This is a genomic window from Mesorhizobium sp. WSM3879 (assembly GCF_002294915.1).
Lineage (GTDB): Bacteria > Pseudomonadota > Alphaproteobacteria > Rhizobiales > Rhizobiaceae > Mesorhizobium.
Genome location: NZ_NSFZ01000005.1, coordinates 215,770 through 241,307, shown reverse-complemented (window position 1 = coordinate 241,307; position 25,538 = coordinate 215,770). Strand labels below are relative to the sequence as shown.

Here is a 25,538-nt window from a genome sequence, read left to right as displayed (position 1 = left end):
CGTGCCAAGGCGGCACGGGACGCACCTGCTCGGGAGGAGCCTTACATCTTGCCGTCGTCCTGGAAGATCTGCGTCCAGTCCTTGACGAGGCCGTCGAGCGCATCCTTGGCCGAGCCCTGGCCGGCGACGACATAGTCGTGGAAGCGCTTCTGCGAGGCCTGCAGCAGCGGCGCGTAGCTCGGCTCTGCCCAGAAGTCCTTCACGATCGCCATGGAGTCGAGGAAGGCCTGCGCATAGGGCTGGCTGGACGGGAACTTCGGATCCTTGACGACGGAATTCAGGCAGGAATAGCCGCCGAGCGACCACCACTTGGCCTGCACGTCCTTGTTGGCGAACCACTTGATGTATTTCAGCGCCGATTCCTGCTTGTCGGAGTAGGAAACCACCGAGATGCCCTGGCCGCCGAGCTGCGCGAACTGGTCGCCGTCGGGACCTTTCGGATTGGCGAAGTAACCGATCTTGTCGCCGCCGACAATCTCGTCCTTCTGCAGGCCGGGCCAAGTGAAGGCGAAGTTCATGTGCATTGCCACCTGGCCGGATTTGAAGGCATCGACGCCTTCGCCCATGTAGCTGTTGGAGGCGCCGGGCGGCGTGCAGCAATCATAGAGCGCCTTGTAGAATTCTAGCCCCTTCACCGACTTCTCGGCATTGACGAAGCCGTCCATCTCATAGGGCTTCTTCGGGTTCTCATACTGGAAGCCGTAGCTGTAAAGCACGTCCATGGCGCCCATGGTGATGCCTTCCGAGCCGCGCTCGGTGTAGATCGAGGCGCCATAGACGGTCTTGCCGTCGATCTGCCGCTTCTGGAAGAACTCGGCGATCTGCTTCAGCTGGTCGAAGGTCGTCGGCGGGGCGAGGTCCCAGCCATACTTCTCCTTGAACTCCTTCTGCAGTTCCGGCCGCGAGAACCAGTCCTTGCGATATGTCCAGCCGACCACGTCGCCCATGGCCGGCAGCGCCCAGTAGTTCGGCGTGTTCTTCGGCCATTCGGAATAGCCGACGACGGTCGCCGGCACGAAGTCATCCATGCTGATCTTCTCCTTGTCGAAGAAGTCGTTCAGCTTGACGTAATGACCGTTCTCGGCCGCGCCGCCGATCCACTGGCTGTCGCCGATGATCAGGTCGCAGAGCTTGCCGTGTGAGTTGAGCTCGTTAAGGAAGCGGTCGGCATAGTTGGTCCACGGCACGAATTCGAACTTCATGCCGATGCCGGTTTCCTTTGTGAAGTCCTTGGACAGTTCAACCAGCGCGTTGGCCGGATCCCAGGCCGCCCAGCAAAGCGTCAGGTCTTCCGCATGCGCCGCGTTCGAGACGGCGGTCGACGCGAGTGCCGCCGAGGCCAGTCCCAACGCCAGTTTCAAGGTCGATTTCATGCCTTACCTCCCATTTGCGAAACGCGTCCGGATGACGGTTTCAAAAGCCTCAACCTCGCTCCTCCGAGGGCCTGAACATGGCGCGCGCCGTGCCGCCGATGTTTAGTAATTTGTTTAGTGATGCTCTTTTTACTAAACAACGCAAGCGAATTCGTTGCTGCGCCGCAGCATGACGAAAGCGGTGCTTGAAATCGTTGGGAAATAACTGTTGGTGCCTTGGCGGCTCGTAGCTTCAGCCGGCTACTTGACGCTCTTCGGGCCCACCGTGACCGGCCGGATCCGCGGCGCCGGAGGCAGCAGCTCGCGGATGTCGGCAAAGGGGAAGAGGGGCTCGAACCGAAACGCCTCGGCCAGCGCGCCGGGCGCGCCGTTGCATTGGCCGGCGCGGAACGCGTTCTGCATGCGTGCACCGTTGAGATAATGCTCGGGCCCCTGTGAGCGATGCGCGAGAATCGCCTGCCCCTTGAGGTCCCAGTGGCTGGAAATGTCGACGTAATGCGTCGGCGAGAAACCTGTGCCGCCCAGCGTGTCGGCATGCAGCACCGGTACCTCGAAGGACGCCGCGATGCGCACGCCGTCCGACAGCGCGCGGTGGTCGCCGTGATAGTCGTTCGGCGCATGCGTGATCGCGAGGTCCGGTTGCACCTCGCCGATCAGCGCCTTGAGTGTGTCGATCAATGCGGCATCCGCAACCAGCGCCCCGTCGGGGAAACCGAGGAAACGCGGTGTGACGCCGAGCAGGGTGGCCGCCTCGGTCGCTTCCTCGCGCCGCGCTTTGACAAGCGCGGCCGGATCGCCGTTGCCGCCCTTGGCGCCGTCCGTGGCTATCGCAAAAGTCAGCTCTGCGCCTAGCGCGGCATAGGCGGCCAGCGTACCGAACATGAATATCTCGATATCGTCGGGATGAGCCCCCAGCGCCAGTATCTTCACTTCTTTTCTCCCGGATATGGAACGTGCCGAACGGAATCCTGCTTGCCCTCGTCGCCTATGCAAGCTATTCGTGGAGCGATGCCGTCATCAAGAGCCTGGGCGGGCAGTTCACCGTCTTCGAGATCGGCTTCTTCGTAACCTTGTTTGCCGGCTGTTTCCTGTTCTTCACAAGGCCTGCCGATGAGCGCTGGCGCGACTTCTGGCGCACCAGCCGGCCCTGGGCCGTGCAGGCCCGCGCCTGGGCGGGCATCGCATCTGGCGTGCTCAGCGTCTATGCCTTCACCACTATTCCGCTGGCGGAAGTCTATGCGTTGATTTTCCTGGCGCCGTTGTTCGTCACCATCCTCTCCACTCTCATCCTGAAGGAGAAGGTTGGGCCGTGGCGATGGCTCGCCGTGGTCGCCGGCTTTGCCGGCGTCATGCTGGTCGTCAGGCCGGGTTTCCGCGAACTTCATCTCGGCCACCTCACGGCCTTTGCCATCGCCTTTCTTGCCGCCACCAGCGTCATTCTGATGCGGTCGCTGGCGCAGCAGGAGAAGCGCACGACGATGCTCGGCGTGCTTGTCGGCTATGGCCTGCTCTTCAATGGCCTCGGTGTGGCGGCAACGTCGTTCACCTTGCCGGATGGCAAGCAACTGATCTGGCTGGTCATGGCCGGCGCCTTCACCGCCGGCGGTCAGCTGTTGCAGCTTCTCGCGGCCAAATACGCGCCCGCCAACCGGATCGCGCCGACGCATTATTCGCAGATCGTCTGGGCGGTGGTGCTGGGCTCGTTGTTCTTCCGCGAAGATCCCGACCTGCTGACGCTGGCCGGCCTTGCGGTGCTCGGCGCCTCGGGTCTGCTGACCATGGTTCGCGAGGAGGTACGGCTGGGCACCGTGCGCTGGAACCAGTTCACGCGCACCAGGCTTTAGGCAATTCCGGGACAGGTTGCGCGCTCACCGTGGCCGCTGATATGCGGACGCCATGAACAGAGGAATTTTGCCGGAACTCCCGGTATCCGCCGTGCTGCCGGTGCTCGGCGAGGCGCTCGCCGGGCGCAACAGCGCCGTGCTGGTGGCGCCGCCCGGTGCCGGCAAGACGACGCTGGTGCCGCTGGCGCTGCTCGACGCGCCCTGGCTCGGCGAAGGCAGGATCGTGCTGCTGGAGCCGCGCCGGCTGGCGGCCCGCGCCGCCGCCCGTCGCATGGCCGAGCTTGTCGGCGAGGAGCCGGGTGGTACAGTCGGCTACGCGATGCGCATGGAGAACCGCACTTCAGCGCGGACAAAGATCCTCGTCGTCACCGAAGGCGTGCTGTCGCGCATGATCCTCGACGATCCCGAACTGCCCGGCGTTGCGGCGGTGATCTTCGATGAATTCCACGAGCGTTCGCTCGACGGCGATTTCGGCCTCGCGCTGGCGCTCGATGTGCAGGGCGCGCTGCGGCCGGATCTGCGCCTGCTGGTGATGTCGGCGACGCTCGACGGCGCGCGCGTCGCAAAACTACTGGACGGGGCGCCGGTGGTCGAAAGCGAGGGCCGCGCCTTCCCGGTCGACATCCGCTATGACGAGCGGCCGGCCGGCATGGCGGTCGAGGACGCGATGGCCAAGGCGGTTCGCTTGGCTTTAGCCGCCGAGCAGGGCAGCGTGCTCGCGTTCCTGCCCGGACAGCGCGAGATCGAGCGCACCGCAGAGCGGCTAGAAGATCGCCTCGGTGCCGATACCGACATCGTTCCGCTCTATGGCCAGTTGGACAACAGGGCGCAGGATGCCGCGATCAAGCCGGCGTCGCCTGGCCGCCGTAAAGTGGTGCTGGCGACCTCGATCGCCGAGACCTCGATCACCATCGACGGCGTGCGCGTCGTCATCGATTGCGGCCTGTCGCGCCTGCCGCGCTACGAGCCGGCAAGCGGCCTGACCCGGCTGGAGACGGTGCGCGTCAGCAAGGCTTCCGCCGATCAGCGGGCCGGCCGCGCCGGACGAACGCAGCCGGGCGTCGCCATCCGACTGTGGCGTGCCGAGCAGACGGCGGCGCTGCCCGCCTTCACACCGCCGGAAATCCTCGAGGCTGACCTTTCCGGCATGTTGCTCGACTGCGCCGCTTTCGGCGTCGCCGATCCGTCGAGCCTGTCCTTCCTCGACCCGCCGCCGGCGCCGGCGCTCAACGAAGCGAGGGTGTTGCTCAAAGCGCTGCATGCAATCGATGACGCCGGCCGCTTGACGGAGGCGGGCGCGGCGATGCGCAAGCTCGCTCTGCCCGTGCGGCTCGCGCATATGGTGGCCGAAGCGGCTGAGATCGGGCAGGCGCAGGAAGCGGCGATGCTTGCCGTGCTTTTGACGGAGCGCGGGCTTGGCGGCGACAGCGCAGATTTGGAACGGCGGCTGATCCGCTTCCGCGCCGAAAAATCGCCGCGCGCCGGTGCCGCCCGGCAACTTGCCGCACGCCTGGCCAAGCAGGCAGGCGGGGCAAGGGCAGACTCGCCAGCCGCGCCCGGCGCCTTGCTGATCCATGCCTGGCCGGATCGTGTCGCCAGAGCCCGCGGCGAGCGCGGCCGCTTCGTGCTCGCCAACGGTTCCGGCGCGATGGTCGATGCTGCCGATCCGCTTGCCGGCGAGAGCTGGCTGGTCGTCGCCGATCTGCAGGGCAAGGCGCAGAATGCCCGTATCACCGCCGCCGCGCCCGTCGACGAGTCGGTTATCCGCACCGCGCTTGCCGACCGCATCGAGACGAAGCGCGAGACGAGTTTCGACCGCGAGCGCCGCGCCGTGCGCGTGCGCGAGACGGCGCGGCTCGGCGCCATCACCCTTTCCGAGCGCATGCTGCCCGCACCTTCCGGTGCCGAGGCCGATCGGGCCATGCTGGACGCCCTGCGCGAGCACGGCCTGTCGCTGCTCGACTTGGGCAAGGAGGCGGAAACGCTGCGCCAGCGGCTCGGCTGGCTCTATCGCGGCCTCGGCGCGCCGTGGCCCGACGTCTCGGACCAGGCGCTTCTCGGCCGTCTCGACGACTGGCTGCTGCCTTTCCTTGCCGGCGATGCCTCCTTCGCGGCGATCAAGCCGGCGGCGCTTGCGGCAGGCCTGATGTCCCTGGTCCCACACGATCTGCAGCGCAAAGTCGACGCGCTGGCGCCGACCCATTTCGACGCGCCCTCGGGCAGCCATGTGCCGATCCGCTATGATGGCGAATGGCCGGTGCTGGCGATCCGCGTGCAGGAGCTGTTCGGCCTCGATCGCCATCCTTCGGTCGCGGGCGGTACGGTGCCGCTGACTCTGGAGCTGTTGTCGCCGGCGGATCGCCCGATCCAGACGACGCGCGATCTGCCCGGCTTCTGGCGCGGCTCGTGGGCGGATGTGCGCACCGATATGCGCGGCCGCTATCCCAAGCATGTCTGGCCGGAAAACCCGCTGCTGGCGGCCGCCACCAGCCGCGCCAAGCCGCGCGGGACATAGGTTCGTGCCGCTTTCGGCGGGCCATTCGTGTTAGGGGGCAACGCGCGTTGGCGATTGGCGCAAACGCCCATCACTTCGTCATCCACGGGCGGAGCAAGGAGCGAAGCGACGCGCGTAGACCCGAGGATCCATTCCGTTAGCTTGACCGTAAAATGCAGCGGAACAGAATTCTGAACCATCGCAGAGCTTCGAAGTCGGGAATGGATCCTCGGGTCTGCGCTCCGCTTCGCGTCGCTCCGCCCGTGGATGACGAAATCGCGAGGGGCCTCGGCCAATCATCAAGCGCTCATGATGGTGAACCGAAACAACGGCCGCTGACCGGTCAAGTCGCCGTCACAGCGCTACTAGCGCTCACCCTCCTGCGGCTATAATCGTAAGTCGATGATCAATATTCTGCGCGCGCCCGATTCCCAGCAGAGCCAGCGGCTGCGGCTCAACACGCTGATCCGCCTGCGCTGGCTGGCCATTGTCGGGCAGAGCATCGCGGTGCTCGTCGTCGGCTACGGGCTGAAATTCCCGCTTCCGGTCTCGCTGTGCTTCGCGCTCATCGCCTGCTCGGCCTGGATGAACCTCTGGCTCACCTTCCGCTATCCCGCGGCGCATCGGCTGACCCCGCTCTCGGCCTTCGTCATCCTCACCATCGACAGCCTGCAGCTCGCCGGCCTGCTCTACATGACCGGCGGCCTGACCAATCCGTTTTCGGTCCTGCTCTCGGTGCCCGTCGTCATTTCCGCCGCGTCACTGCCGCTGCGCCTCACCGCGGTGCTCGGCGCGCTGGTTATCGCGGCGGCCACGCTGCTTGTGTTCTTCCATCTGCCGCTGCCCTGGTACGAGGGCGCGCCGCTGTCGATGCCCTTCATCTATGTCGCCGGCATGTGGATGGCGGTGTTCGCCTCGATCGCCTTCACCGCGATTTATGCCTTCCGCGTCGCGGCCGAGGCACGCCTGCTCGCCAACGCGCTCGCCGCCACCGAGCTGGTGCTGCAGCGCGAGCAGCATCTTTCGGCGCTCGACGGGCTCGCGGCGGCCGCCGCGCATGAGCTCGGCACGCCTTTGGCCACCATCACCGTCGTCGCCAAGGAAATGGAAAAGGCGCTGGGCGAGGATCCGAAATTCAGCGAGGACGTGAAGCTGCTGCGCTCGCAGAGCGAGCGTTGCCGCGAGATTCTGAAGCGGCTGACCAGCCTGTCCTCGGAAGGCGAGGCGCATCTTTCGCGCCTGCCGCTGACCTCGCTGGTCGAGGAAGTGACGGCGCCGCACCGCGACTTCGGCATCTCGATCCGGCTGCGCCCCGGCGAGCGCATCGGCCCGGAGCCGGTCGGGCAGCGCAGCCCGGGCGTCATCTACGGGCTCGGCAATCTGGTCGAGAACGCCGTCGATTTCGCCAAGAACACGGTCACCGTCAGCTGGAACTGGGACAGTGAGGAGGTCTCCTTCTCGATCATCGACGACGGGCCGGGTTTCCCGCCGGAAATCATCGACCGCATCGGCGAGCCCTATATGTCGACGCGCCAGGGGACAGAGGCCGGTGGCGGCCTCGGGCTCGGGCTTTTCATCGCCAAGACGTTGCTGGAGCGCTCGGGCGCGACGATCGATTTTCGCAATTCGAGCGGGCTCGGCGAAGGGGCGGTGGTGCAGATCACCTGGCCCCGCGGCGTCTTCCTCAATCCCGAGCATGCCCCTGGCACCGCATTCGACAATGCGTGAGCCTATGCATTTGGCGCATGGCAGCTTTGTTGCCGGCTGTAAAAATTGGACATTGCAGTTGCAGAATTGTATCTGCGTAAAAGTAAGGCAGTAGGATGCTGACGCAAATGAGCGCAGAAGAACCCACCGGCGCAATGGTAGAAGGCGAGGACACCTCGCTGCTGATCGTCGACGACGACAAGCCATTTCTCACCCGGCTTGCCCGCGCCATGGAAACCAGGGGCTTCGCGGTCGAGACGGCGGAAAGCGTGGAAGAGGCGGTCGCCAAGGCGCGCGCTCGCCCGCCGGCTTATGCGGTAGTCGACATGCGGCTCGGCGACGGCAACGGCCTCGACGTGGTCGCCGCCATCCGCGAGAAGCGCGACGATTCCCGCACCATCATCCTGACCGGCTACGGCAACATCGCCACCGCGGTGACGGCGGTGAAGCTCGGCGCCGTCGACTACCTGTCGAAGCCCGCCGATGCCGACGACGTATTTGCCGCGCTGACCCGCACCGCGGGCGAGCGGGCCGCACCCCCGGAAAACCCAATGTCGGCCGACCGCGTGCGCTGGGAACATATCCAGCGCGTCTACGAAATGTGCGACCGCAACGTCTCCGAGACCGCGCGCCGGCTCAACATGCACCGGCGCACCCTGCAGCGGATTCTGGCAAAGCGGGCGCCGCGGTAACCTGCTTAAACACGCGTACGGTGCTGCCGATGGCGGGTGTCGAAGGCAGCGCTGGCTGCCGCCTAGCAACGCTGGCGACTGGCGAAAACCGTGATGAGAGCGCCCTCTCCCCGCCATACGGGGAGAGGATGCCGGCAGGCAGGTGAGGGGCGGCGCCGGCGCTTGCAAGGAGGGCGACGCTGACCGACCGGTCCAATGCTTGCCCGGTCGTGCAAGTTTGAGCATCATCCGCGAAGGACACCGGCCGGCGAGCCATGTGACGGAGGGGGCATGCGCGACGAGCGGCCGAAATCGATGCTTCGCGAATTCCTCGACGGTGAGGCGGCCGGCGGCATCATCCTGATGGCGGCCGCCGCCCTTGCGCTCATCGTCGCAAACTCGCCGTTTGCCGAAATCTATTTCGCCGCCCTCCACGCCTATCTCGGGCCGCTCAGCGTCTCGCACTGGATCAATGACGGGCTTATGGCGGTGTTCTTCCTCCTGGTCGGGCTGGAGATCAAGCGCGAGATGCTGGACGGTCAGCTCTCAACCTGGCCGCGCCGCGTGCTGCCGGGCATCGCTGCGGCCGGCGGCATGGTGTTTCCGGCGCTGGTCTATGTGTTGGTCAACCGCGACAACCAGGCGGCGCTTTCCGGCTGGGCGATCCCCACCGCCACCGACATCGCCTTCGCGCTGGGCGTGCTGTCGCTGCTCGGCAGCCGCGTGCCGGCCTCGCTGAAAGTGTTTCTTACCGCTTTGGCCATCATCGACGATCTCGGTGCCGTCATCATCATCGCGCTGTTCTACACCAGCGGCCTGTCGCTCGCCTATCTCGGCGCCGCCTTCGCGGTCATCGCCGTATTGATCGTGCTCAACCGCATGCGGGTGATGAACCTCTTGCCCTATCTCGTGCTGGGCGCGCTGCTTTGGGTGCTGGTGCTGAAATCGGGCGTGCATGCGACGCTTGCCGGCGTGGCGCTGGCGCTCACCATTCCGCTCGAGCGTTCGCCCGGCATCGGTCACGACGTCGAGCACTCGCCGCTGCACCGGCTGGAACACGGCCTGCACAAGCTCGTGCCCTTCATCGTCATCCCGATCTTCGGCTTCGCCAATGCCGGCGTCTCGCTCGGCGGCCTGAGCGTTGCCGCGCTGGTCGAGCCTCTGACGCTGGGCGTCGCCGCCGGCCTCGTCGTCGGCAAGCTGGTCGGCGTCTTCGGCTCCTCGGCTCTCGCCATCCGGCTGGGCCTCGCCGGCCTGCCGGCCAATGCCGGCTGGCTGCACATGATCGGCATTTCGCTTCTGTGCGGTATAGGCTTCACCATGAGCCTGTTCATTGGCCTGCTCGCCTTCGCCAATGACGCCGCCCTTCAAGACGCGGTGAAGGTCGGCATCCTCGCCGGCTCGCTGATCGCCGCGCTGGTCGGCGCGGCGGTGCTGCTGATGGCGCCGGCGCGCGGTGGCGCCGAAGAAGAAGTGGAGTAGGGCAGCGGGGAACGCGGTCTTGCCGATCAATGGAAGCGTTGTAAGGCGCACCACTACTTTCCGATGACTTGAATTTGATGAGTTGAAGCTATCGCTGGAGTGCTAGCGTGCTTCAGCGTGCCGTCAGACAGCGATGGGGCAATTCACTCGGTTAAGGGGCCAGCAAAAATGGTATGCCGCACAACAAGTGTCATAGCAACGGTCGCGGTTTTGGGCCTTGGGCTCTCTCCGGCGGCTGCGTTCACACATCTGTCGAGCTATGAAAAAACGGCACTGACGGGCCAAGAGATTCTCGTCTTTAAGGGAGCGAGCCTGAACGTGGACTGCTCTTCTGCCGGCAAGGACGATGTAAAAATCATCTCCGGGCCGAGTCATGGGGAAGTTAGGTTGGTTGAAGGGAAGGTTTACACATCTTTTGCGAAAACCAACCAGAGATTTAAATGCAATTCTCGAAAGGTCGACGGAATAAAAGGCGTCTACAAATCGGCTGCCGGGTTTAAGGGGCAGGATCAGATGACCTTCTCGGTTCATACTTTTGATGGGAACGCGTACAAGATCGTCGTGGACGTCAATGTCGAGTAGGGGCTGCGCTTTGGGTCCCGGCGCAATGCAGCCCGGTGCTGCGCGGCCCGCGGCGAGCGACGACGAGATAGCGTCCTACTCGCTTTCGCCGTCCAGCACCGGCACCGAGACACCGGCAAGCTCCGCCGCCAGCAGCCGCGCCGCGCCCGCACGCGCGATGCGCAACATCAGCGCCTTGCGCGTCGCAGCGGCCATGCGGTGCTCCGGCGCCTCGCGCAAGATCTCCGCGCCATAGCCGTCGGAGAGGATGAAGCCGCATTCCTCCGGAAAGATTTCCGCGGGCACGCCGGGATGGGTGGCGAAGAAGAAGCGGTCGGCATGCAGCCGGTAGTCCGGCCATTTGCGGTCGACGCGGAAATCCTCGATCGAGGATTTGATCTCGATGATCCAGATGTCGCCCTGCCGGGTCAGCGCGACAAGATCGGCCCGCCGGCCGGTGGCCAGGGATAGCTCCGGCAGCACATGCGCGCCCATTTGGCTGAGCAGCCGCTGCACGCCGCGCCGCACCAGCATGGCGCGCTCCGACTGGCGACCGTCGATCAGCGGGTTCAGGGGAATCGGGGAAACGATAGGCATGGCAGGCACCATGCCAGATTTTGTTCACGGTTTGAACCCGATATCAAAACATGATTATATATTTGACAGACCCCCGGATTTGACGGCGCCTAGTTAATGTCGGCACCGGATCCATCATATTATCCGCTGGCGGGCTGGGAGCTCACTTGTTGAGCCGTTAGCGCTTGCTATCGGGCCACCTTGACCAGTGTGGGTTCCGATATTTCGTCATCGCAAATCCCCCTCAAACGAGAAGCTCAATCAGCAGCGGTTAAAGCAGGGTGTCTATTGCGCCTGCCGAGGCCAACCGGTTTGTCCAAAGGCTATGCGCCGGTTGTACAGGCCTCTATCGCGCCTCCCCCAGATCCCCTTCGAAGATGAGCAGCACGCGGTTCGACGCCTGCAGCGCAAACCGCTTCGCTTCCTCGTAAGCCGGGTCGTCATAGCAGCCCTTGGCAGCTTCCAATGACGGGAATTCGACGACCACCACCCGACCGGCATCGCGCGCCTCCACCAGCAGGGGCGGCACTTTCGAAGGATTGCTGCGTGCCTGATACTTCTCGCCGATGGGCTTCCAAAGCCTGGCGTATTCGGCTTGCGCTTCCTGATCCGAAATCTCGGTGCCGACGATGAGCCAGTATCCCTTCATGGTGGAGCACTCCTGCCGAGGATTTGTTTCTGGCTCAAGAGCTAAGATAGAGATCGGATACTTGTCTAGCTCCGGTCGGCGACTTCACGCCGCCCCCGCCATGTCATCCAAAATCGGGCAGTCCGGCCGGTCGTCGCCGTGGCAGGCGTGGATCAGCTTCTGCAGCGTCGCGCGCATCGACTGCAGTTCGCGCACCTTTTCCTCGATCGCCCTGACATGGGCGCTGGCGATTTCGCGCACGTCATGGCTGGCGCGGTCGCGGTCCTGATAAAGCGCCATCAGCTGCCTGCAATCATCGATTGAAAAGCCGAGGTTGCGGGCGCGGCGCAAGAAGGCCAGCCGGTGCACGTCGTCGCGCGAGTAGTCGCGGTAGCCGTTTTCGGCCCGCGCCGGCAGGATCAGGCCGATCTCCTCATAGTAGCGGATGGTCTTGGCCGGCAGGCCGGAACGCTCGGCGGCATCACCGACATTCATGGCGCTCTCCTGTCTCCGGCAGCCTTTCCGGCTGCCCCGTTGATTTTACTTCACAATCCTGGGATCCCTGTTGCCGAAATGCCGCAGTTCGGCACTTACCGGCAGGGAAGGTCATGCATATAGGCAGTGCACGCTTGGCAAGCAAAAGAAATGCCAGCATGAATGATGGTGAGAAAGCGGCCGACTCGTGCCGCTGATAAAAGGCGGGGCGTCGGACCTATTCATGCGCTTGAAGTCGTTTGCAATCGTCGCCGCCCTTGCGCTGTCGACCGCGATCAGCGGGTGCAGCACCATTGGCGGGCAAATCTTCACCAACAACTATGGCGCGATGACCGATGCCGGCTATCAGCTGCCGCGCATCCCGATCGAGAAGGTTCCGGCCCGCTTCCGCCGGCAGGAAGTGCGCTACGACACTCCCGAGAAGCCCGGCACCATCATCGTCGACACCCAGAACAAGTTCCTCTACTTCGTCGAGGGTGACGGCATGGCCATGCGCTACGGCATCGGTGTCGGCCGCGAGGGCTTCGAGTGGCACGGCACCGCCCATATCGCGCTGAAGCGCGAATGGCCGACCTGGACGCCGCCGGCGCCGATGATCAAGCGCCAGCCCGAACTCGCCAAATTCGCGGGCGGCATGGAGCCGGGCCTGAAGAACCCGCTCGGCGCGCGCGCCATGTATCTGTTCAACAAGGGCGGCGACATGGGCTACCGCCTGCATGGCAGCCCGGAGTGGTTCTCCATCGGCAAGGCGATGTCGTCGGGCTGCATCCGCCTGATGAACCAGGACATTATCGATCTCTACGACCGCACTTCGGTCGGCGCCAAGGTCATCGTGATGTGATCACCATGGCCGCGGACAAAAGCTTGCGTGCGCGGACCGTCTAGGCAACAACAAGACGTCCAAAGACAGAAAACCGGGCTGTTGGGGCCCGGTTTTTTGTTTTTGCGGTTGGAGAAAATTCACTCCGCCGAGAAGCTCAGAAACCGCAACAGGCGGCCGGCGGAGCAGAATTATCAGGCGACCTGCTCGACCTGCTGCACTTCCGGAACAAAATGCCGAAGCAGGTTCTGGATGCCGTGCTTCAGCGTCGCCGTCGATGACGGGCAACCGGCACAGGCACCCTTCATGTGCAGGAACACGGTGCCGTTCTCGAAGCCGCGGAAGGTGATGTCGCCACCGTCCTGCGCGACCGCCGGGCGCACCCGGGTGTCGAGCAGCTCCTTGATGGTGAGCACCAGCTCCTCGTCGGCCTTGTCGTAGAACTCGCCGGCCTGGCCGGCGTCGTTGGCCGGAGCCGCCGAAGCCATGACCGGCGCGCCGGACATGAAATGCTCCATGATGGCGCCGAGGATTGCCGGCTTCAGGTGCTGCCAGTCCGGACCGTCCTTGGTCACGGTGATGAAGTCGTAGCCGAAGAAGACGCCAGTGACGCCGGGGATCTCGAACAGCCGGCCGGCCAGCGGCGAAGCCTGTGCGGCGCCTTCGGCGTCACGGAAATCGGCGGTGCCGTCGCGCAGCACTTCCTTGCCGGGCAGGAATTTCAGCGTCGCCGGGTTCGGCGTCGATTCGGTCTGGATGAACATGGATATCTCCAGGCCCTTCCGGGCCGATAGTTTGGAATAGTTCTAAATAGGCTCTATCGGCTGGACATTCAAGCGAAACGCGTCGCCCGAACGGCTGGCTGGCGGAATGTTTTTGCCCCGGCGGAGCGCCCGCCACGGCAAGCCTATCCTCCGACTTCCACGCTGAGTTGTCCACTCGTCTTCTGGATGTTCACCTCGGCGCCGTCCGCCCTGCGCATGAATTCGAGGTCGGCGCTTGCCTCGCCGACCCGCAGCCCGCGAAGCTCGATGCGGCTGACGAAATCGGGCAGTCGCGGCCGCACGATCCGCAGCTTGTTTGCGAAGGCGTCGGGCTCCAGGCCGAGGCAGGTGGTCACCAGGAACGGCACCGCGCCCGCTGCCCATGCCTGCGGGTGGCAGGCCACGGGATAGTGCACCGGCACCTGGAAATCGTTGCGCTGAAAGCCCGCCATCGCCTCCGGCAGCCGGTGATGGCGGAAGTGCATCGCCGCTTCGACAATGGCGGTGAAGATCCGCAGCGCCGCGCCGTCCTCGCCATACCGCCGGCAGCCGGCCGCCAGCAGCGCATTGTCATGCGGCCAGACGGTGCCGAGATGATATCCGACGGGATTGTAGCGCCGCTCCGCGCTCGCGAGCGTGCGCACGCCCCAGCCGTTGAACATGTCGTCCTGCATCAGCCGCCGCACGGTTCGGCGGCCCTTGCCCCGATCCGCGATGCCGGTCCACAGGGCATGGCCCGGGTTGGAGGAAACGACCGCGACCGGGCGGCCGCGCGCCTCGAGCGCCAGCGCGAAAGTGTCCAGGTCCTCACACCAGAAGTCGCGGTTGAACCGTGTCCGAAGCTTTTCGGCCTCGCCGCGAAGCTGAATGGCGCTGTTGCGCTCGCCAATGCGTTCGTAGAGATCGGCGATGGCATGCTTGGCCGCAAACACATAGCCCTGCACCTCGACCAGCGCGATCGGCGGCCTGGCGATGCTGCCGTCGGTCCTGACGATCGCGTCGGCCGAGTCCTTCCACCCCTGGTTGACGAGACCGCTTTCCGAGATGGTGCGGTATTTGACATAGCCTTCGCCATGCCCGTCTCCGGCCTTGGCGATCCAGCCCAAGGCCTTTTCCACCGGCTCCCGCAGTTCGCGGAAGAGCCCCACGTCGCCTGTCCACGCGGCATAGCGGCCGAGAAGCAGCAGGAAGAGCGGGGTCGCGTCCACCGTGCAGTAGAATCTGGCATGCGGGACATTGCCCGCGCGAGCGAGCTCGCCGACGCGCAGCTCATGCAGGATCTTGCCGGGCTGCTCCTCTCGCCATCGATCCGTTCGACGTCCCTGATAGCCGGCGAGAAGGCGCAGCGTCTGGGCGGCGATGCCCGGCTGGAAGGCCAGCATCTCGAGCGCGACGATCAGGCTGTCGCGTCCAAACACCGCGACGTACCACGGCACGCCGGCCGCGAAATACTCCCTGTTGCCAAGATCCGACCTGAGCGCCGCGAGATCGCGCAGCGAACGGTCCATGATGCTGTTGAGCAGCAGGCTGTCGCTGTCGAACTTCGTGTGTTGCTCCAGCCATTTTTCAGTATCCGCCTGAACCGTCCCGGCAAAGGCCTCGAGAGCAAACGCCGGGTGCGGGCTCATTTGCTCGGCCTCCGGCTCTTCCGACAGTTCCCTCAATTCTATGGTAATCGCGATGGTACGCTTTTCTCCTGGCGCGAGATCGAACTGGAACTCGGCCGCCGTTCTGTGCATGGCATCGGGTGCCGGCAAAAAACCGATTGTTGCCGTTCTGCGAACGTGGTCGGCGCCGTGATAGACAAAGTGGAGGCTGCCGTCGCGCCAGGCGGGCCGCTCGCACCTGCCGAGGTTCTTCGGCACCAGTCCGCGCACATTGAAAATGTCCTCGAAGCCGGCGCCGAAGTGCAGGGCCAGCGGAAAGCCATGCGGCTCGTGGCCGAAATTCTGGATGGTCAAAACCTCTCGCACGCATGTTTGCTCCGCATCGAGAATGCGCTCCCAGCGGATGCCGAGCTCGTCCTTGGGGATCAGTCGCCCCCCATCGCAATGCAGGTCGGGATTGGCCAGTTCGAAAAGCGCGGCGTAACCTCTTTGCGCGGTCGAGGCCAACACGATCGGCGGCAAACCGCCCAGCGTCATCTCATAGCCGCCGAGGAAACGGCAGTCGTGGAAATAGAGCCCGAAGCCGTGCTCGCCTTTCAGCGGTATCTGGGCGTCGGGAGCGACGACATAGTAGAGATCGAGATTCTTGACCGTAATCGCGCCGGCGATGCTGTCCACCATGGCCGGGTGCCCCTTGGCGAGCACGCGGTGCCTGCGCTCCTGCTGCGCATGAGGCGTCTGCCGGGCTTTTTGCTGCGATCGCGCTGCCTGCGAGCGCGGCTGCACCGGTGATCCAGTCCCAGCGTTTCGCGGCTTTGACGTGCCGCTACGCCCTGCTTTCCGGGTTGATTCGTCCACCGGCGCTCCTTTGGAATGGCCGTTTCCGTGACCATTCCAAATGGCGCGCCGCCGACACGGGCCAAGGGCTATGGGCTGGTTGATAACATCGATGTGTATCTGCGGATCGGCGACGTTCCAATCGGGCAGGAGGGGCCTTCCCAATTCAGGCCAGGCTCTCGATTTCCTCGTCGGAGAGGTTCTGCGGCACCACGGTGACCGGGATGGGGAAGGCGGCGCCCCGGCCGGCCACCGCACTCACCAGTGGCCCCGGACCTTCCTTGCCGGCGCCGGCCGCCAGCACCAGGATGGCGATGTCCTGGTCTTCCTCGATGAGCTTGTGGATTTCCTCGGTCGGCTTGCCTTCGCGCACCACCAGTTCCGGCTCGATGCCGACCTTCTGGCGCACCTTGCTGGCATAGGTGTCGAGCGCCGCGCGCGCGGTCGCGTTGGCTTCCTCGCGCATGATCTTCTCAACCCCCAGCCAATGCTGGAAATCGTCCGGCTCGATCACATAGAGCAGGACCAGCACGCCGCTGGTGCTCTGTGCGCGCGTCGATGCGTAGGCGACTGCGCGCTCGCATTCCGGCGTATCGTCGATGATCGCCAGGAATTTGCGGCGATGTCCGGCTTCACGGCTGAGGCGTTTGGAAACCATGTCTGTCCGCTCGGTATCAATTCGGCCGCAATCTGCCACCGCCACGGACCGGCGGCAAGCCGCCGGCCGGTATGGCGATCCCAGTCAACCAGCGAGGACCGATCAGTCCTGCAACAGGCCGATGATGTCGCGCACCGTCTTCATCGTGCCTTCGGCGATCGCGCGGGCGCGCTCGCCGCCGTCCTTGAGCACGGCGTCGACATAGGCGCGGTCGCCCTCGATGCGGCGCATCTCCGAGGCGATCGGCGCGAGCTTTTCGACCGCGAGGTCGGCCAGCGCCGGCTTGAACACGGAAAACTGCTGGCCGCCATATTCCTTCAGCACGTCGGCTTTGGAAATTTCGGCGAGGCCGGCATAGATGCCGACCAGGTTTTCGGCTTCCGGCCGGCTTTCCAGCCCGTCGACTTCACTCGGCAAGGCCTCCGGATCGGTCTTGGCCTTGCGGATCTTCTTCGAGATTGTGTCGGCATCGTCGGTGAGGTTGATGCGCGACAGGTCCGACGGGTCCGACTTCGACATCTTCTTCGAGCCGTCGCGCAGGCTCATGATGCGCGCCGCAGGACCGCCGATCACCGGTTCGGTGATCGGGAAGTAGCCGTTCACCGTCTCTTCGCCGACCTGCATCTCGACGCCGACGCCGAGCGCCGCGATCTTTTCCGAGAAGTCGTTGTTGAATTTTTGCGCGATGTCGCGGGTCAATTCCAGATGCTGCTTCTGGTCCTCGCCCACGGGCACATGGGTGGCGCGGTAGAGCAGGATGTCGGCGGCCATCAGGCTCGGATAGGCGAGCAGGCCGAGCGAGGCGTTCTCGCGGTCCTTGCCGGCTTTGTCCTTGAACTGCGTCATCCGGTACATCCAGCCGATGCGCGCCACGCAGTTGAAGATCCAGGCCAACTCGGCGTGCTGGATGACTCGCGATTGGTTGAAGACGATGTGCTTCTTGGGGTCGATGCCCGATGCCAGGAAGGCGGCGGTGATCGAGCGCGTCTGGTCGCCAAGGTCCTGGTGCACGAGCTGCGCCGTCAGCGAATGCAGGTCGACGACGCAATAGATGCAGTCGGACTGTTCCTGGAGGGCGACGAATTTCTTGATGGCGCCGAGATAGTTGCCCAGATGCAAATTGCCGGTCGGCTGGACGCCCGAGAAGACGAGGGGCTTGAAGGCGGACATGATTTCCTCATGGCTTGTGGAGGGCCGTATACGCATGATTCCAAAAAGTTGCAGACTTTTTGGAGCCAATCATGCGGCTGGAAACCGCGCGCGGCGAAAGTCTTGCGACGGCGGGCTTATGGACGAAGGCGAATGCGGGATCAAGACCGGTGTTGCTGAAAGCCAGCTCGAGTTATTCGTCCAAGCCGGTGTTCGATTTCCGCGGCGCAGATTTCGCCGTGCCGCGCTTCACGTTCCGACGGATCATGCCGAAATCGGCGCCACCTGTGCCAAAAGCGGTGATGAAGTAGAGCGCCGCACCCCCGCCGACGAGCGCGAACAGGGTCGTCGCCTTCACCACCAGCGGCGAGCCGGGCCCGAGCCGCGCGGCGAAATAGTGCTCGGCGAAGTAAAGTGCCGTTGCCATGATCGCGGCCGACAGCACCAGCCGGGGAATGCGCTTCAAGAGCGGTATGTCGCGACCCCAGTGGCCGCGCTTTATCAACATGCCGAGCAGCAAAGCCGCGTTGACCCAGCCGGCGACGGCCGAGGCGACAGCGATGCCCGGCGCGCCCATCGAAGGAAACAAGCTCAGCGCGGTGGCGACGTTCACGCCGACGGAGATGGCGGCGAAGATCATCGGCGTGCGCGTGTCCTCGCGCGCGAAATAGCCGGGCGTGAAGGCCTTGATCAGCACGAAGGCCGGCAGGCCGAGGCCGAAGATCGCCAGGATCGAGGCGACGATCGGCGTCGAATGGTTGGCGGCGAAGGCGCCGCGCTCATAGACCAGCCGCACGATCGGCTCCGACATCACCCAAAGCGCCGCGGCCGCCGGCAAGGTCATGAACAGCGTGAACTCGACCGAGCGGTTCTGGAGATTGGCCGCCTCGATCAGATTGCCCGATTTCAAAGCCCGCGACAGCTCCGGCAGCAGCACGATCGCCACCGCGACGCCGACGACGCCGAGCGGCAGCTGGTAGATGCGATCGGCATAGGCGAGCGATGACACGGCGCTGTTCTGCCCGGAGGCAATCGCCGTGCCGATCAGCTGGTTGATTTGGGTGATGCCGCCGGTAATAGCGGCCGGCAGCGCCAGGATCAGGAGCCGCTTGACGTTCGGCGTCATCTTGGGTCGGCGGAAGCCGATCGAGATGCCGGCATGGCGCACCGCTACCCAGACGATGGCGAGCTGCACGATGCCCGCCGCCAGCACCCCCCAGGACAGGCCGAAGCCGACATCATGCGCGTCGAGCCCATGATACCAGGCATAGGCGAGCACGCTGATCAGGATGATGTTGAGGAAAGCGGGGGCGATCGCTGCGGCGAAATAGCGGCGCAGCGAGTTCAGCATGCCGGCCATCATGGCGCCGAGCGACATGCAGATCAAATAGGGGAACATGATCGTCGCCAGCCGGACGGTCGTCTCGAACTTGCCCGGAATGTCGGCAAAGCCCGGCGCCACCAGGTAGCGGACGATCAGCGGCATTGCCAGTTCCATGGCGATGGTGAGCGCGAGCAGTGCCGAGAACAGCACGCCGAACACCTCCTCCGAGAAGCGCTTTGCGCCGTCGGTGCCGTGCGTTTCGATCTCCTTGGCGAACAGCGGCACGAAGGCGGCATTGAAGGCGCCTTCGGCGAACAGCCGGCGGAAGGTGTTGGGGAACTGGAAAGCGGCGTTGAAGGCGTCGGCGACCGGTCCAGTGCCGAGGGCCGCCGCCATCAGCATCTCGCGGCCGAAACCCAGCGCGCGGCTCATCAGCGTGCCGGAGGCGACGGTGGCGAATTTCTTGACAAGGCTCATGCGGAGGATGACTGCCTGCGGAATTGCGTCAAATGGATGGTGATGATCACTCGGCGGCCGCCGCCTTGGCCTTGCCGATGCGTTCGGGCGCGTTGCCTTCGAGTGTGTCGATCAGCCGCTTGTGGATCGTGGCCGTGCGCGTCGGGCTGTCGATCTTCTGGCCGGTAAGGTCGGTGACATAGAAGGTGTCGATGACCTTTTCGCCGAAAGTAGTGATGTGGGCCGAGGCGATATCGAGCGAAAGGTCCGACAGCGCGCCGGTGACCTCTGAGAGCAGGCCGGGCCGGTCCAGCCCCTCGATTTCGATCACGGAAAAACGGTTCGACAGCGTGTTGCGGATCTCGGCGCGCGGCGGAATGCGGAAGGCCTTGGCGCCGCGCTTCGGCTTGGCGCGCTTCTCGATCATCTCGGGCAGCCAGCTCTTGCCGGACAGCACGTCCTCGATCAGCTTGCCGACGCGTTCGGCCCGCCGCCGCTCGTCCTCGTCGCGATCGAATTCTCTGGAGATCAAAATGGTGTCCAGCGCCCGCCCGTCAGAGGTGGTGAAGATCTGCGCATCGACGATGTTGCCGCCGGCCGCGGCACAGGCGCCGGCGATCACCGACAGCAGCCGCGGATGGTCCGGCGCCAGCACGGTGATCTCGGTTACCGCTTCGAACTCATGCGTCTTCACCATGGTGGCGAGCTTTCTGCCGGCCACATCCGCCTCGCGGACGAATTCGGCGTGGCGCAACTGGTCGGGCAGGTCGACTGTCAGCAGATAGTTTTCGTAGTGCTGGGCGACATAGCGCTTGCGCTCCTTCGCCGGCCATGCGGAAAGCGCCTCGGCCAGCCGCTCGCGCGCGGCGGAGGTGCGTTCGGCCCGCGACACTTCGGAGAAGCCCCCGGTCAACAGCAGCTCGGTCTCGAAATAGAGCGTGCGCAGCAATTGTCCCTTCCAGCCGTTCCACACGCCGGGCCCAACGCCCCGAATGTCGCAGACGGTCAAGATCAGAAGCAGCTTCAGCCGCTCCACCGATTGCACGATCGAGGCAAAATCCTCGATCGTCTTGCGGTCGTTCAGGTCGCGCGTCTGCGCGGTCATCGACATCACGAGATGGTTCTCGACCAGCCAGGCGACGGTCTCCGTGTCGGCGGCCGACAGCCCCATATGCGGGCAGATGCGTCGCGCGATCCTGGCGCCGGCCTCCGAATGATCCTCCGGCCGGCCCTTGGCGATGTCGTGCAGGAGCACCGCGACATAGAGCGCCTCGCGGCTCTTCTTCAGCCCCGGCATCAGCGAGTGCGACAGCGGATGCACCTTGGCGCCGTCGCCGCGCTCGATCTCGGCCAGCACGCCAATGCAGCGGATGAGATGCTCGTCCACCGTATAATGGTGGTACATCGAGAACTGCATCATGGCGACGATCTTGCCGAAGTCGGGGATCAGCTTACCGAGCAGCCCGGCCTCGTTCATGCGCCTGAGATTGAGCTCGGCATTGCGGTCCGAGGTCAGGATATCGAGGAACAACCGGTTGGCCTCCTCGTCGCGCCTGAGCGACTTGTTGGCCAGGCCGAGCGACCGGGTCAGCAGCTTCAGCGCGTCGGGGTGGAACTCCAGCCCGTGCTTGTCGGCGAACCAGAACAGCCGAAGCAGGTTGACCGGATCGCGTTCGAACACGCTGTCGTCGGCAATGTTGATGCGGTGGTTGTCGACAATGAAGTCGGACGTGCCGGCAAGCTTGCGCTTGCGCCGCGAGAAGGTGAGAAAGATGCGGTTGAAGCCGGGCACATGCTTGGCCTGCTCTTCCTCGAGCGCGGCGCAGAAGATGCGGGTGAGATCCCCGACATCCTTGGCGACCAGGAAGTAGTGCTTCATGAAGCGCTCGACAGCCGACAGCCCGGGATGCGTCGTGTAGCCCAGCCGCTCGGCGATCTCGCGCTGGATGTCGAAATGCAGCCGCTCTTCCGCCTTGCCGGTGAGGAAATGCATATGGCAGCGCACCGCCCACAGGAAGTCCTCGGCCTTCTGGAATTCGCGATACTCGGCTTCGGTGAAGACGCCTTTCTCGACCAGTTCCTGGCCGGTACGCACGCGATAGAAGTATTTGCCGATCCAGAACAGCGTCTGCAGATCGCGCAGACCGCCCTTGCCGTCCTTGACATTGGGCTCGACGAGATAGCGGCTCTCGCCCGCCTTGGCGTGGCGCTCGTCGCGTTCGGCGAGCTTGGCCTGCACATATTCGGGTCCGGTGGTGCGCACCACTTCGTGGTCGAAGCGGGTAAGCAGTTCGTCATAGAGCTTGCGTTCGCCCCACAGGAAGCGCGCTTCCAGGATCGAGGTGCGGATGGTGATGTCGGTGCGCGAGAGCCTCAGACACTCTTCGATGTTGCGGGTGGCGTGGCCGACCTTCAGCCCCATGTCCCACAGCATGTAGAGCATGTATTCGACGATCTGCTCGCCCCACGGCGTCTGCTTGTAAGGGAGCAGGAACAACAGGTCGATGTCGGAGCCCGGCGCCAGCGTGCCGCGGCCGTAGCCGCCGACCGCGACCACCGCCATGCGCTCGGCGGCGGATCGGTTCTTGACCTGGTAGACGTGGGTGGCCGCGAAGTCGTAAAGCGCCCGGATCAGCTCGTCCATCAGATGCGACAGCCGCTCGGCGCAGGCATGGCCGCCGCCATCCTGCTTCAGCATCGCCTCGGCGATCGTTCGCCCTTCCGCGAGCTTGCCCTTGAGCAGTTGGAGAACCGCTGTGCGGGCAGCCTTGCCGGAGCCGTCGCCTGCGCTCGGCGCCGTCAGCGCAGTCATGTCGCGGCGCAAAGCGTCGCCATCGATGATTTCGTCGAGTTTGAGGGAGATCTTGGCCATTCGGCGGCGTCTATAGCGCGTTTTCTTCGCGCTGTGTATGGGGCGTGCGACAGGCCGAATTCCATCACGCGGAAGGTGCGTTCGACGCTCAGCCGATCAACTTTATAGACTAAAAATCGAAACTGACCCTTGACCTTCCAGTTACTGGAAGGACTACCTCCGCCTCAATCCGAGAGTTCCGAGGCATTTGCTGATGACCCATTCCGACCATAACCATCATCATGCGCACGGCGCATCCTGCTGTTCGGGGAAGAATGCTCGGCCTGCGACCGAAGCGGTGATTCGCGACCCCGTCTGCGGCATGGCGGTCGATTCCGCGGCGGCCGGCAAGCCGGCGGCCGAGCATGGCGGCAGGACCTTTCATTTCTGCAGCGAGCGCTGCCGCACGAAGTTCCAGGCCGAGCCGGACAAATATCTGACGGCCACCGATCCCGTCTGCGGCATGAATGTCGACCGCGCGAGCGCCAGGCATTTTGTCCGACACGAGGGGCAGGGTTTCTATTTCTGTTCGGCCGGATGCAAGGACGAGTTCGAAGCCGAGCCGGCAAAGTACCTTGCCGGCCGGCCTGCGCCGCAGCCGATGCCTAAGGGCACGCAATACACCTGTCCGATGCATCCCGAGATCATCCGCGACAGGCCCGGCTCCTGCCCGATCTGCGGTATGGCGCTGGAGCCGGTGGGCGTGCCCTCCGGGGACGAAGGCCCGAATCCGGAGCTTGTCGATTTCACCCGCCGCTTTTGGGTCAGCGCCGTGCTTTCGCTGCCGCTTCTCATCATCGCAATGGCGCCGATGCTCGGCGTCAGCTTCGAAAGCTTCGTCGACGGCCGCACGAAGACATGGGCAGAGCTGGCGCTGGCGAGCCCGGTGGTGCTGTGGGCGGCGTTCCCGTTCTTCCATCGTGGCTGGGCATCGCTGCTCAACCGCAGTCCCAACATGTGGACGCTGATTTCGCTCGGCGTCGGCGCTGCCTATCTCTTCAGCCTTGTCGCGACGCTGTTCCCGGATGTCTTCCCGCACCAGTTTCGCGGCCATGACGGCAGCGTGCCGGTTTATTTCGAGGCGGCCGCGGTCATCGTCGCGCTGGTGTTCCTCGGTCAGGTGCTGGAACTCAGAGCCCGCGAGCGCACGGGCTCGGCCATTCGCGCCTTGCTCGACCTCGCGCCGAAGACGGCGCGCCTGATCGGCGCTGACGGGACCGAAAAGGACGTGCCGCTCGACAGCGTCAAGACCGGGGACAGGCTCCGTATCCGCCCCGGTGACGCCGTGCCGGTCGACGGCATCGTGCTCGAGGGGCGCTCGGCCATCGAGGAATCGATGATCACCGGCGAGCCGCTGCCGGTCGAGAAGTCGGAGGGCGATTCGCTCACCGGCGGCACGCTCAACAAGAACGGCTCCCTCATCATGCATGCCGAAAAGGTCGGCGCCGAGACCACGCTTTCGCGCATCATCGAAATGGTCGCCAAGGCGCAGCGCTCGCGCGCGCCGATCCAGGGGCTGGCAGATCGAGTTTCCTTTTACTTCGTGCCGGCTGTCGTGCTGGTGGCGATCATCGCCTTCATTGCATGGTCGCTCTTCGGCCCCGAGCCCAGCCTGGCCTTCGCTATCGTGTCGGCGGTGTCGGTGCTGATCATCGCCTGTCCCTGCGCGCTCGGCTTGGCCACGCCGATGTCGATCATGACTGCGACCGGCCGCGGCGCGCATGCCGGCGTGCTGATCAAGGAAGCGGCGGCGTTGGAGCGCTTCGCCTCCGTCGACACACTGATCGTCGACAAGACCGGCACCTTGACCGAGGGCCGGCCGCGGCTGACCGATGTCGTCGCCACCGAAGGCATTGCGGAGAATGAATTGCTGGCGCTCGCCGCGACGCTCGAAAAGGGCTCGGAACACCCGCTCGCCGAGGCGATCGTCGAAGGTGCCGCCGAACGCGGCGCCAAGCTTGCAGGTGCCGAGGACTTCGAGGCGATAACCGGCAAGGGCGTTGCCGGTACCGTGTCCGGCAGGAAGGTTGCGCTCGGCAATGCGGCGATGATGGCCGATCTCAACGTCGACACCGCGCCCGTTTCCGCCAGCGCGGAAGCGCTGCAGGCCGAAGGCAAGACGGCGATGTTCGTTGCCGTCGGCGGCAAGCTTGCCGGCCTGGTTGCCGTCGCCGATCCGGTCAAGGCAACCACGGCCGAGGCGATCAAGGCGCTGCACGACAAGGGCTTGAGGATCATCATGGCGACCGGCGACAACGAGCGCACGGCAAAAGCGATCGCCGGCAGGCTCGGCATCGACGAGATCCGTGCCGGGCTGCTGCCGGATCAGAAGGCGGCACTTGTCGACGAACTGCGCGCCAGGGGCGCCGGCATCGCCATGGCCGGCGACGGCGTCAACGATGCGCCGGCGCTTGCCGGCGCCGATGTCGGCATCGCCATGGGCACCGGCGCCGACGTCGCGGTCGAAAGCGCCGGCATCACGCTGGTCAAGGGCGATCTCAACGGCATCGTCAGAGCCCGCACACTGGCCCAGGCGACGATCCGCAACATTCGCCAGAACCTGTTCTTCGCCTTCCTCTACAACGTGCTCGGCGTGCCGGTCGCCGCCGGAGTGCTCTACCCGCTCACCGGTATGCTTCTGTCGCCGATGATCGCGGCGGCGGCGATGAGCCTGTCGTCGGTCTCGGTGATCGGCAACGCGCTGCGGCTGAGAACGTTGAAACTCTGAGCGACGCCCCCAAATACGACATTCCATTCAACAGGAGATATTGGATGACCTTGGCCAAGAAGATTGTGCTGCTGCTGATGGCGGCGGGAATGCTGATCGCGGTGTTCCTCGAAAGCGTGCCCGCGCAATCGGACGAAATGAAGCACGACATGTCCGGGATGGCCATGGGCGCGGACAGCCCCGCAACCGCTGGCTACAAGGCGGCCATGGACAGGATGCACAAGGACATGATGCTGAACTACACCGGCAATGCCGATGTCGATTTCGTCCGCGGCATGATCCCGCATCACCAGGGAGCCATCGACATGGCCAAGGTGGTGATCGCCAACGGCAAGGACCCGGAAATCCGCAACCTCGCCGAGAACGTCGTCAAGGCGCAGGAAGCCGAGATCAAAAAAATGCAGGATTGGGTTGCCAAGCATCCGGTGAACTAGTTTCCCGCGCTGGAAATCCGGACGAAGGCGAGGACTTCGGCCTGGATTTTCGGCCATGCTTGTGCTGCGATCCAGCCTC

General features: G+C 64.6%; 20 protein-coding genes. 9 read left to right on the top strand and 11 right to left on the bottom strand.

Features of this window, described 5'->3' with window-relative positions:
- Positions 1–41: 41 nt before the first annotated feature.
- Together CK218_RS14100 and CK218_RS14095 are read right to left on the bottom strand one after the other, a co-directional pair.
- A complete protein-coding gene (locus CK218_RS14100) occupies positions 42–1,373 on the bottom strand; it encodes an extracellular solute-binding protein (protein ID WP_095828102.1) in 1,332 nt (443 codons plus the stop codon).
- Between the two features lie 240 nt (positions 1,374–1,613).
- Entirely contained in the window at positions 1,614–2,303 is a 690-nt protein-coding gene (locus CK218_RS14095) for a PIG-L deacetylase family protein (protein ID WP_095828101.1), read from the bottom strand.
- 23 nt (positions 2,304–2,326) lie between these two features.
- Here CK218_RS14095 and CK218_RS14090 point away from each other — a divergent pair, with 23 nt between their 5' ends.
- From CK218_RS14090 to CK218_RS14065, 6 genes are all read left to right on the top strand, one after another.
- Positions 2,327–3,217 carry a DMT family transporter gene (locus CK218_RS14090; RefSeq protein ID WP_095828100.1) on the top strand — a complete coding sequence of 297 codons (891 nt, stop codon included), beginning with the start codon at positions 2,327–2,329 and terminating at the stop codon, positions 3,215–3,217.
- 52 nt (positions 3,218–3,269) lie between these two features.
- A complete protein-coding gene (hrpB, locus tag CK218_RS14085) occupies positions 3,270–5,732 on the top strand; it encodes an ATP-dependent helicase HrpB (protein WP_095828099.1) in 2,463 nt (820 codons plus the stop codon).
- Between the two features lie 381 nt (positions 5,733–6,113).
- A complete protein-coding gene (locus CK218_RS14080; RefSeq protein WP_067003513.1) occupies positions 6,114–7,439 on the top strand; it encodes an ActS/PrrB/RegB family redox-sensitive histidine kinase in 1,326 nt (441 codons plus the stop codon).
- 107 nt (positions 7,440–7,546) lie between these two features.
- Complete coding sequence (locus CK218_RS14075) at positions 7,547–8,110, top strand: ActR/PrrA/RegA family redox response regulator transcription factor (protein ID WP_040974834.1); 564 nt, start codon at positions 7,547–7,549, stop codon at positions 8,108–8,110.
- Positions 8,111–8,380: 270 nt separating this feature from the next.
- The gene (gene nhaA / locus CK218_RS14070; RefSeq protein WP_095828098.1) at positions 8,381–9,571 is read left to right on the top strand and encodes a Na+/H+ antiporter NhaA; all 1,191 of its coding nucleotides are present in this window, start codon (positions 8,381–8,383) and stop codon (positions 9,569–9,571) included.
- Between the two features lie 117 nt (positions 9,572–9,688).
- The gene (locus CK218_RS14065) at positions 9,689–10,153 is read left to right on the top strand and encodes a hypothetical protein (RefSeq protein ID WP_245435028.1); all 465 of its coding nucleotides are present in this window, start codon (positions 9,689–9,691) and stop codon (positions 10,151–10,153) included.
- A 75-nt stretch (positions 10,154–10,228) separates the two neighbouring features.
- On the opposite strand, the gene CK218_RS14060 is transcribed toward CK218_RS14065, so the two are convergent.
- The 3 genes from CK218_RS14060 to cueR all read right to left on the bottom strand — a co-directional run bounded on the left by CK218_RS14060 (position 10,229) and on the right by cueR (position 11,831).
- A complete protein-coding gene (locus CK218_RS14060; RefSeq protein WP_179294504.1) occupies positions 10,229–10,729 on the bottom strand; it encodes an MmcB family DNA repair protein in 501 nt (166 codons plus the stop codon).
- Positions 10,730–11,054: 325 nt separating this feature from the next.
- Positions 11,055–11,357 (bottom strand): DUF1330 domain-containing protein, encoded by a 303-nt coding sequence (locus tag CK218_RS14055; protein WP_095828097.1) that lies wholly within the window; start codon positions 11,355–11,357, stop codon positions 11,055–11,057.
- Between the two features lie 84 nt (positions 11,358–11,441).
- The gene (cueR, locus tag CK218_RS14050; RefSeq protein WP_067003523.1) at positions 11,442–11,831 is read right to left on the bottom strand and encodes a Cu(I)-responsive transcriptional regulator; all 390 of its coding nucleotides are present in this window, start codon (positions 11,829–11,831) and stop codon (positions 11,442–11,444) included.
- Between the two features lie 223 nt (positions 11,832–12,054).
- Between cueR and CK218_RS14045 the strand changes: the two genes are divergently transcribed.
- The gene (locus tag CK218_RS14045; protein ID WP_067003525.1) at positions 12,055–12,672 is read left to right on the top strand and encodes a L,D-transpeptidase; all 618 of its coding nucleotides are present in this window, start codon (positions 12,055–12,057) and stop codon (positions 12,670–12,672) included.
- Between the two features lie 173 nt (positions 12,673–12,845).
- On the opposite strand, the gene CK218_RS14040 is transcribed toward CK218_RS14045, so the two are convergent.
- From CK218_RS14040 to CK218_RS14015, 6 genes are all read right to left on the bottom strand, one after another.
- Positions 12,846–13,415 carry a NifU family protein gene (locus CK218_RS14040; protein WP_067003527.1) on the bottom strand — a complete coding sequence of 190 codons (570 nt, stop codon included), beginning with the start codon at positions 13,413–13,415 and terminating at the stop codon, positions 12,846–12,848.
- Between the two features lie 143 nt (positions 13,416–13,558).
- Positions 13,559–15,808 (bottom strand): glycogen debranching N-terminal domain-containing protein, encoded by a 2,250-nt coding sequence (locus CK218_RS14035; RefSeq protein ID WP_095828096.1) that lies wholly within the window; start codon positions 15,806–15,808, stop codon positions 13,559–13,561.
- Between the two features lie 217 nt (positions 15,809–16,025).
- Positions 16,026–16,517 carry a universal stress protein gene (locus CK218_RS14030; RefSeq protein ID WP_067003529.1) on the bottom strand — a complete coding sequence of 164 codons (492 nt, stop codon included), beginning with the start codon at positions 16,515–16,517 and terminating at the stop codon, positions 16,026–16,028.
- Between the two features lie 102 nt (positions 16,518–16,619).
- Positions 16,620–17,687, bottom strand: a complete 1,068-nt coding sequence (gene trpS / locus CK218_RS14025) for a tryptophan--tRNA ligase (protein WP_067003531.1) — start codon at positions 17,685–17,687, stop codon at positions 16,620–16,622.
- A gap of 172 nt (positions 17,688–17,859) precedes the next feature.
- Positions 17,860–19,467 carry a murein biosynthesis integral membrane protein MurJ gene (gene murJ, locus CK218_RS14020; RefSeq protein ID WP_095782307.1) on the bottom strand — a complete coding sequence of 536 codons (1,608 nt, stop codon included), beginning with the start codon at positions 19,465–19,467 and terminating at the stop codon, positions 17,860–17,862.
- 46 nt (positions 19,468–19,513) lie between these two features.
- Positions 19,514–22,318, bottom strand: coding sequence for a [protein-PII] uridylyltransferase (locus tag CK218_RS14015; RefSeq protein WP_095828095.1), 2,805 nt, complete (start codon positions 22,316–22,318; stop codon positions 19,514–19,516).
- Positions 22,319–22,511: 193 nt separating this feature from the next.
- Between CK218_RS14015 and CK218_RS14010 the strand changes: the two genes are divergently transcribed.
- Positions 22,512–25,025 carry a heavy metal translocating P-type ATPase gene (locus tag CK218_RS14010; RefSeq protein WP_095828094.1) on the top strand — a complete coding sequence of 838 codons (2,514 nt, stop codon included), beginning with the start codon at positions 22,512–22,514 and terminating at the stop codon, positions 25,023–25,025.
- Between the two features lie 44 nt (positions 25,026–25,069).
- Positions 25,070–25,459 carry a DUF305 domain-containing protein gene (locus tag CK218_RS14005; RefSeq protein WP_095828093.1) on the top strand — a complete coding sequence of 130 codons (390 nt, stop codon included), beginning with the start codon at positions 25,070–25,072 and terminating at the stop codon, positions 25,457–25,459.
- Positions 25,460–25,538: the final 79 nt, after the last annotated feature.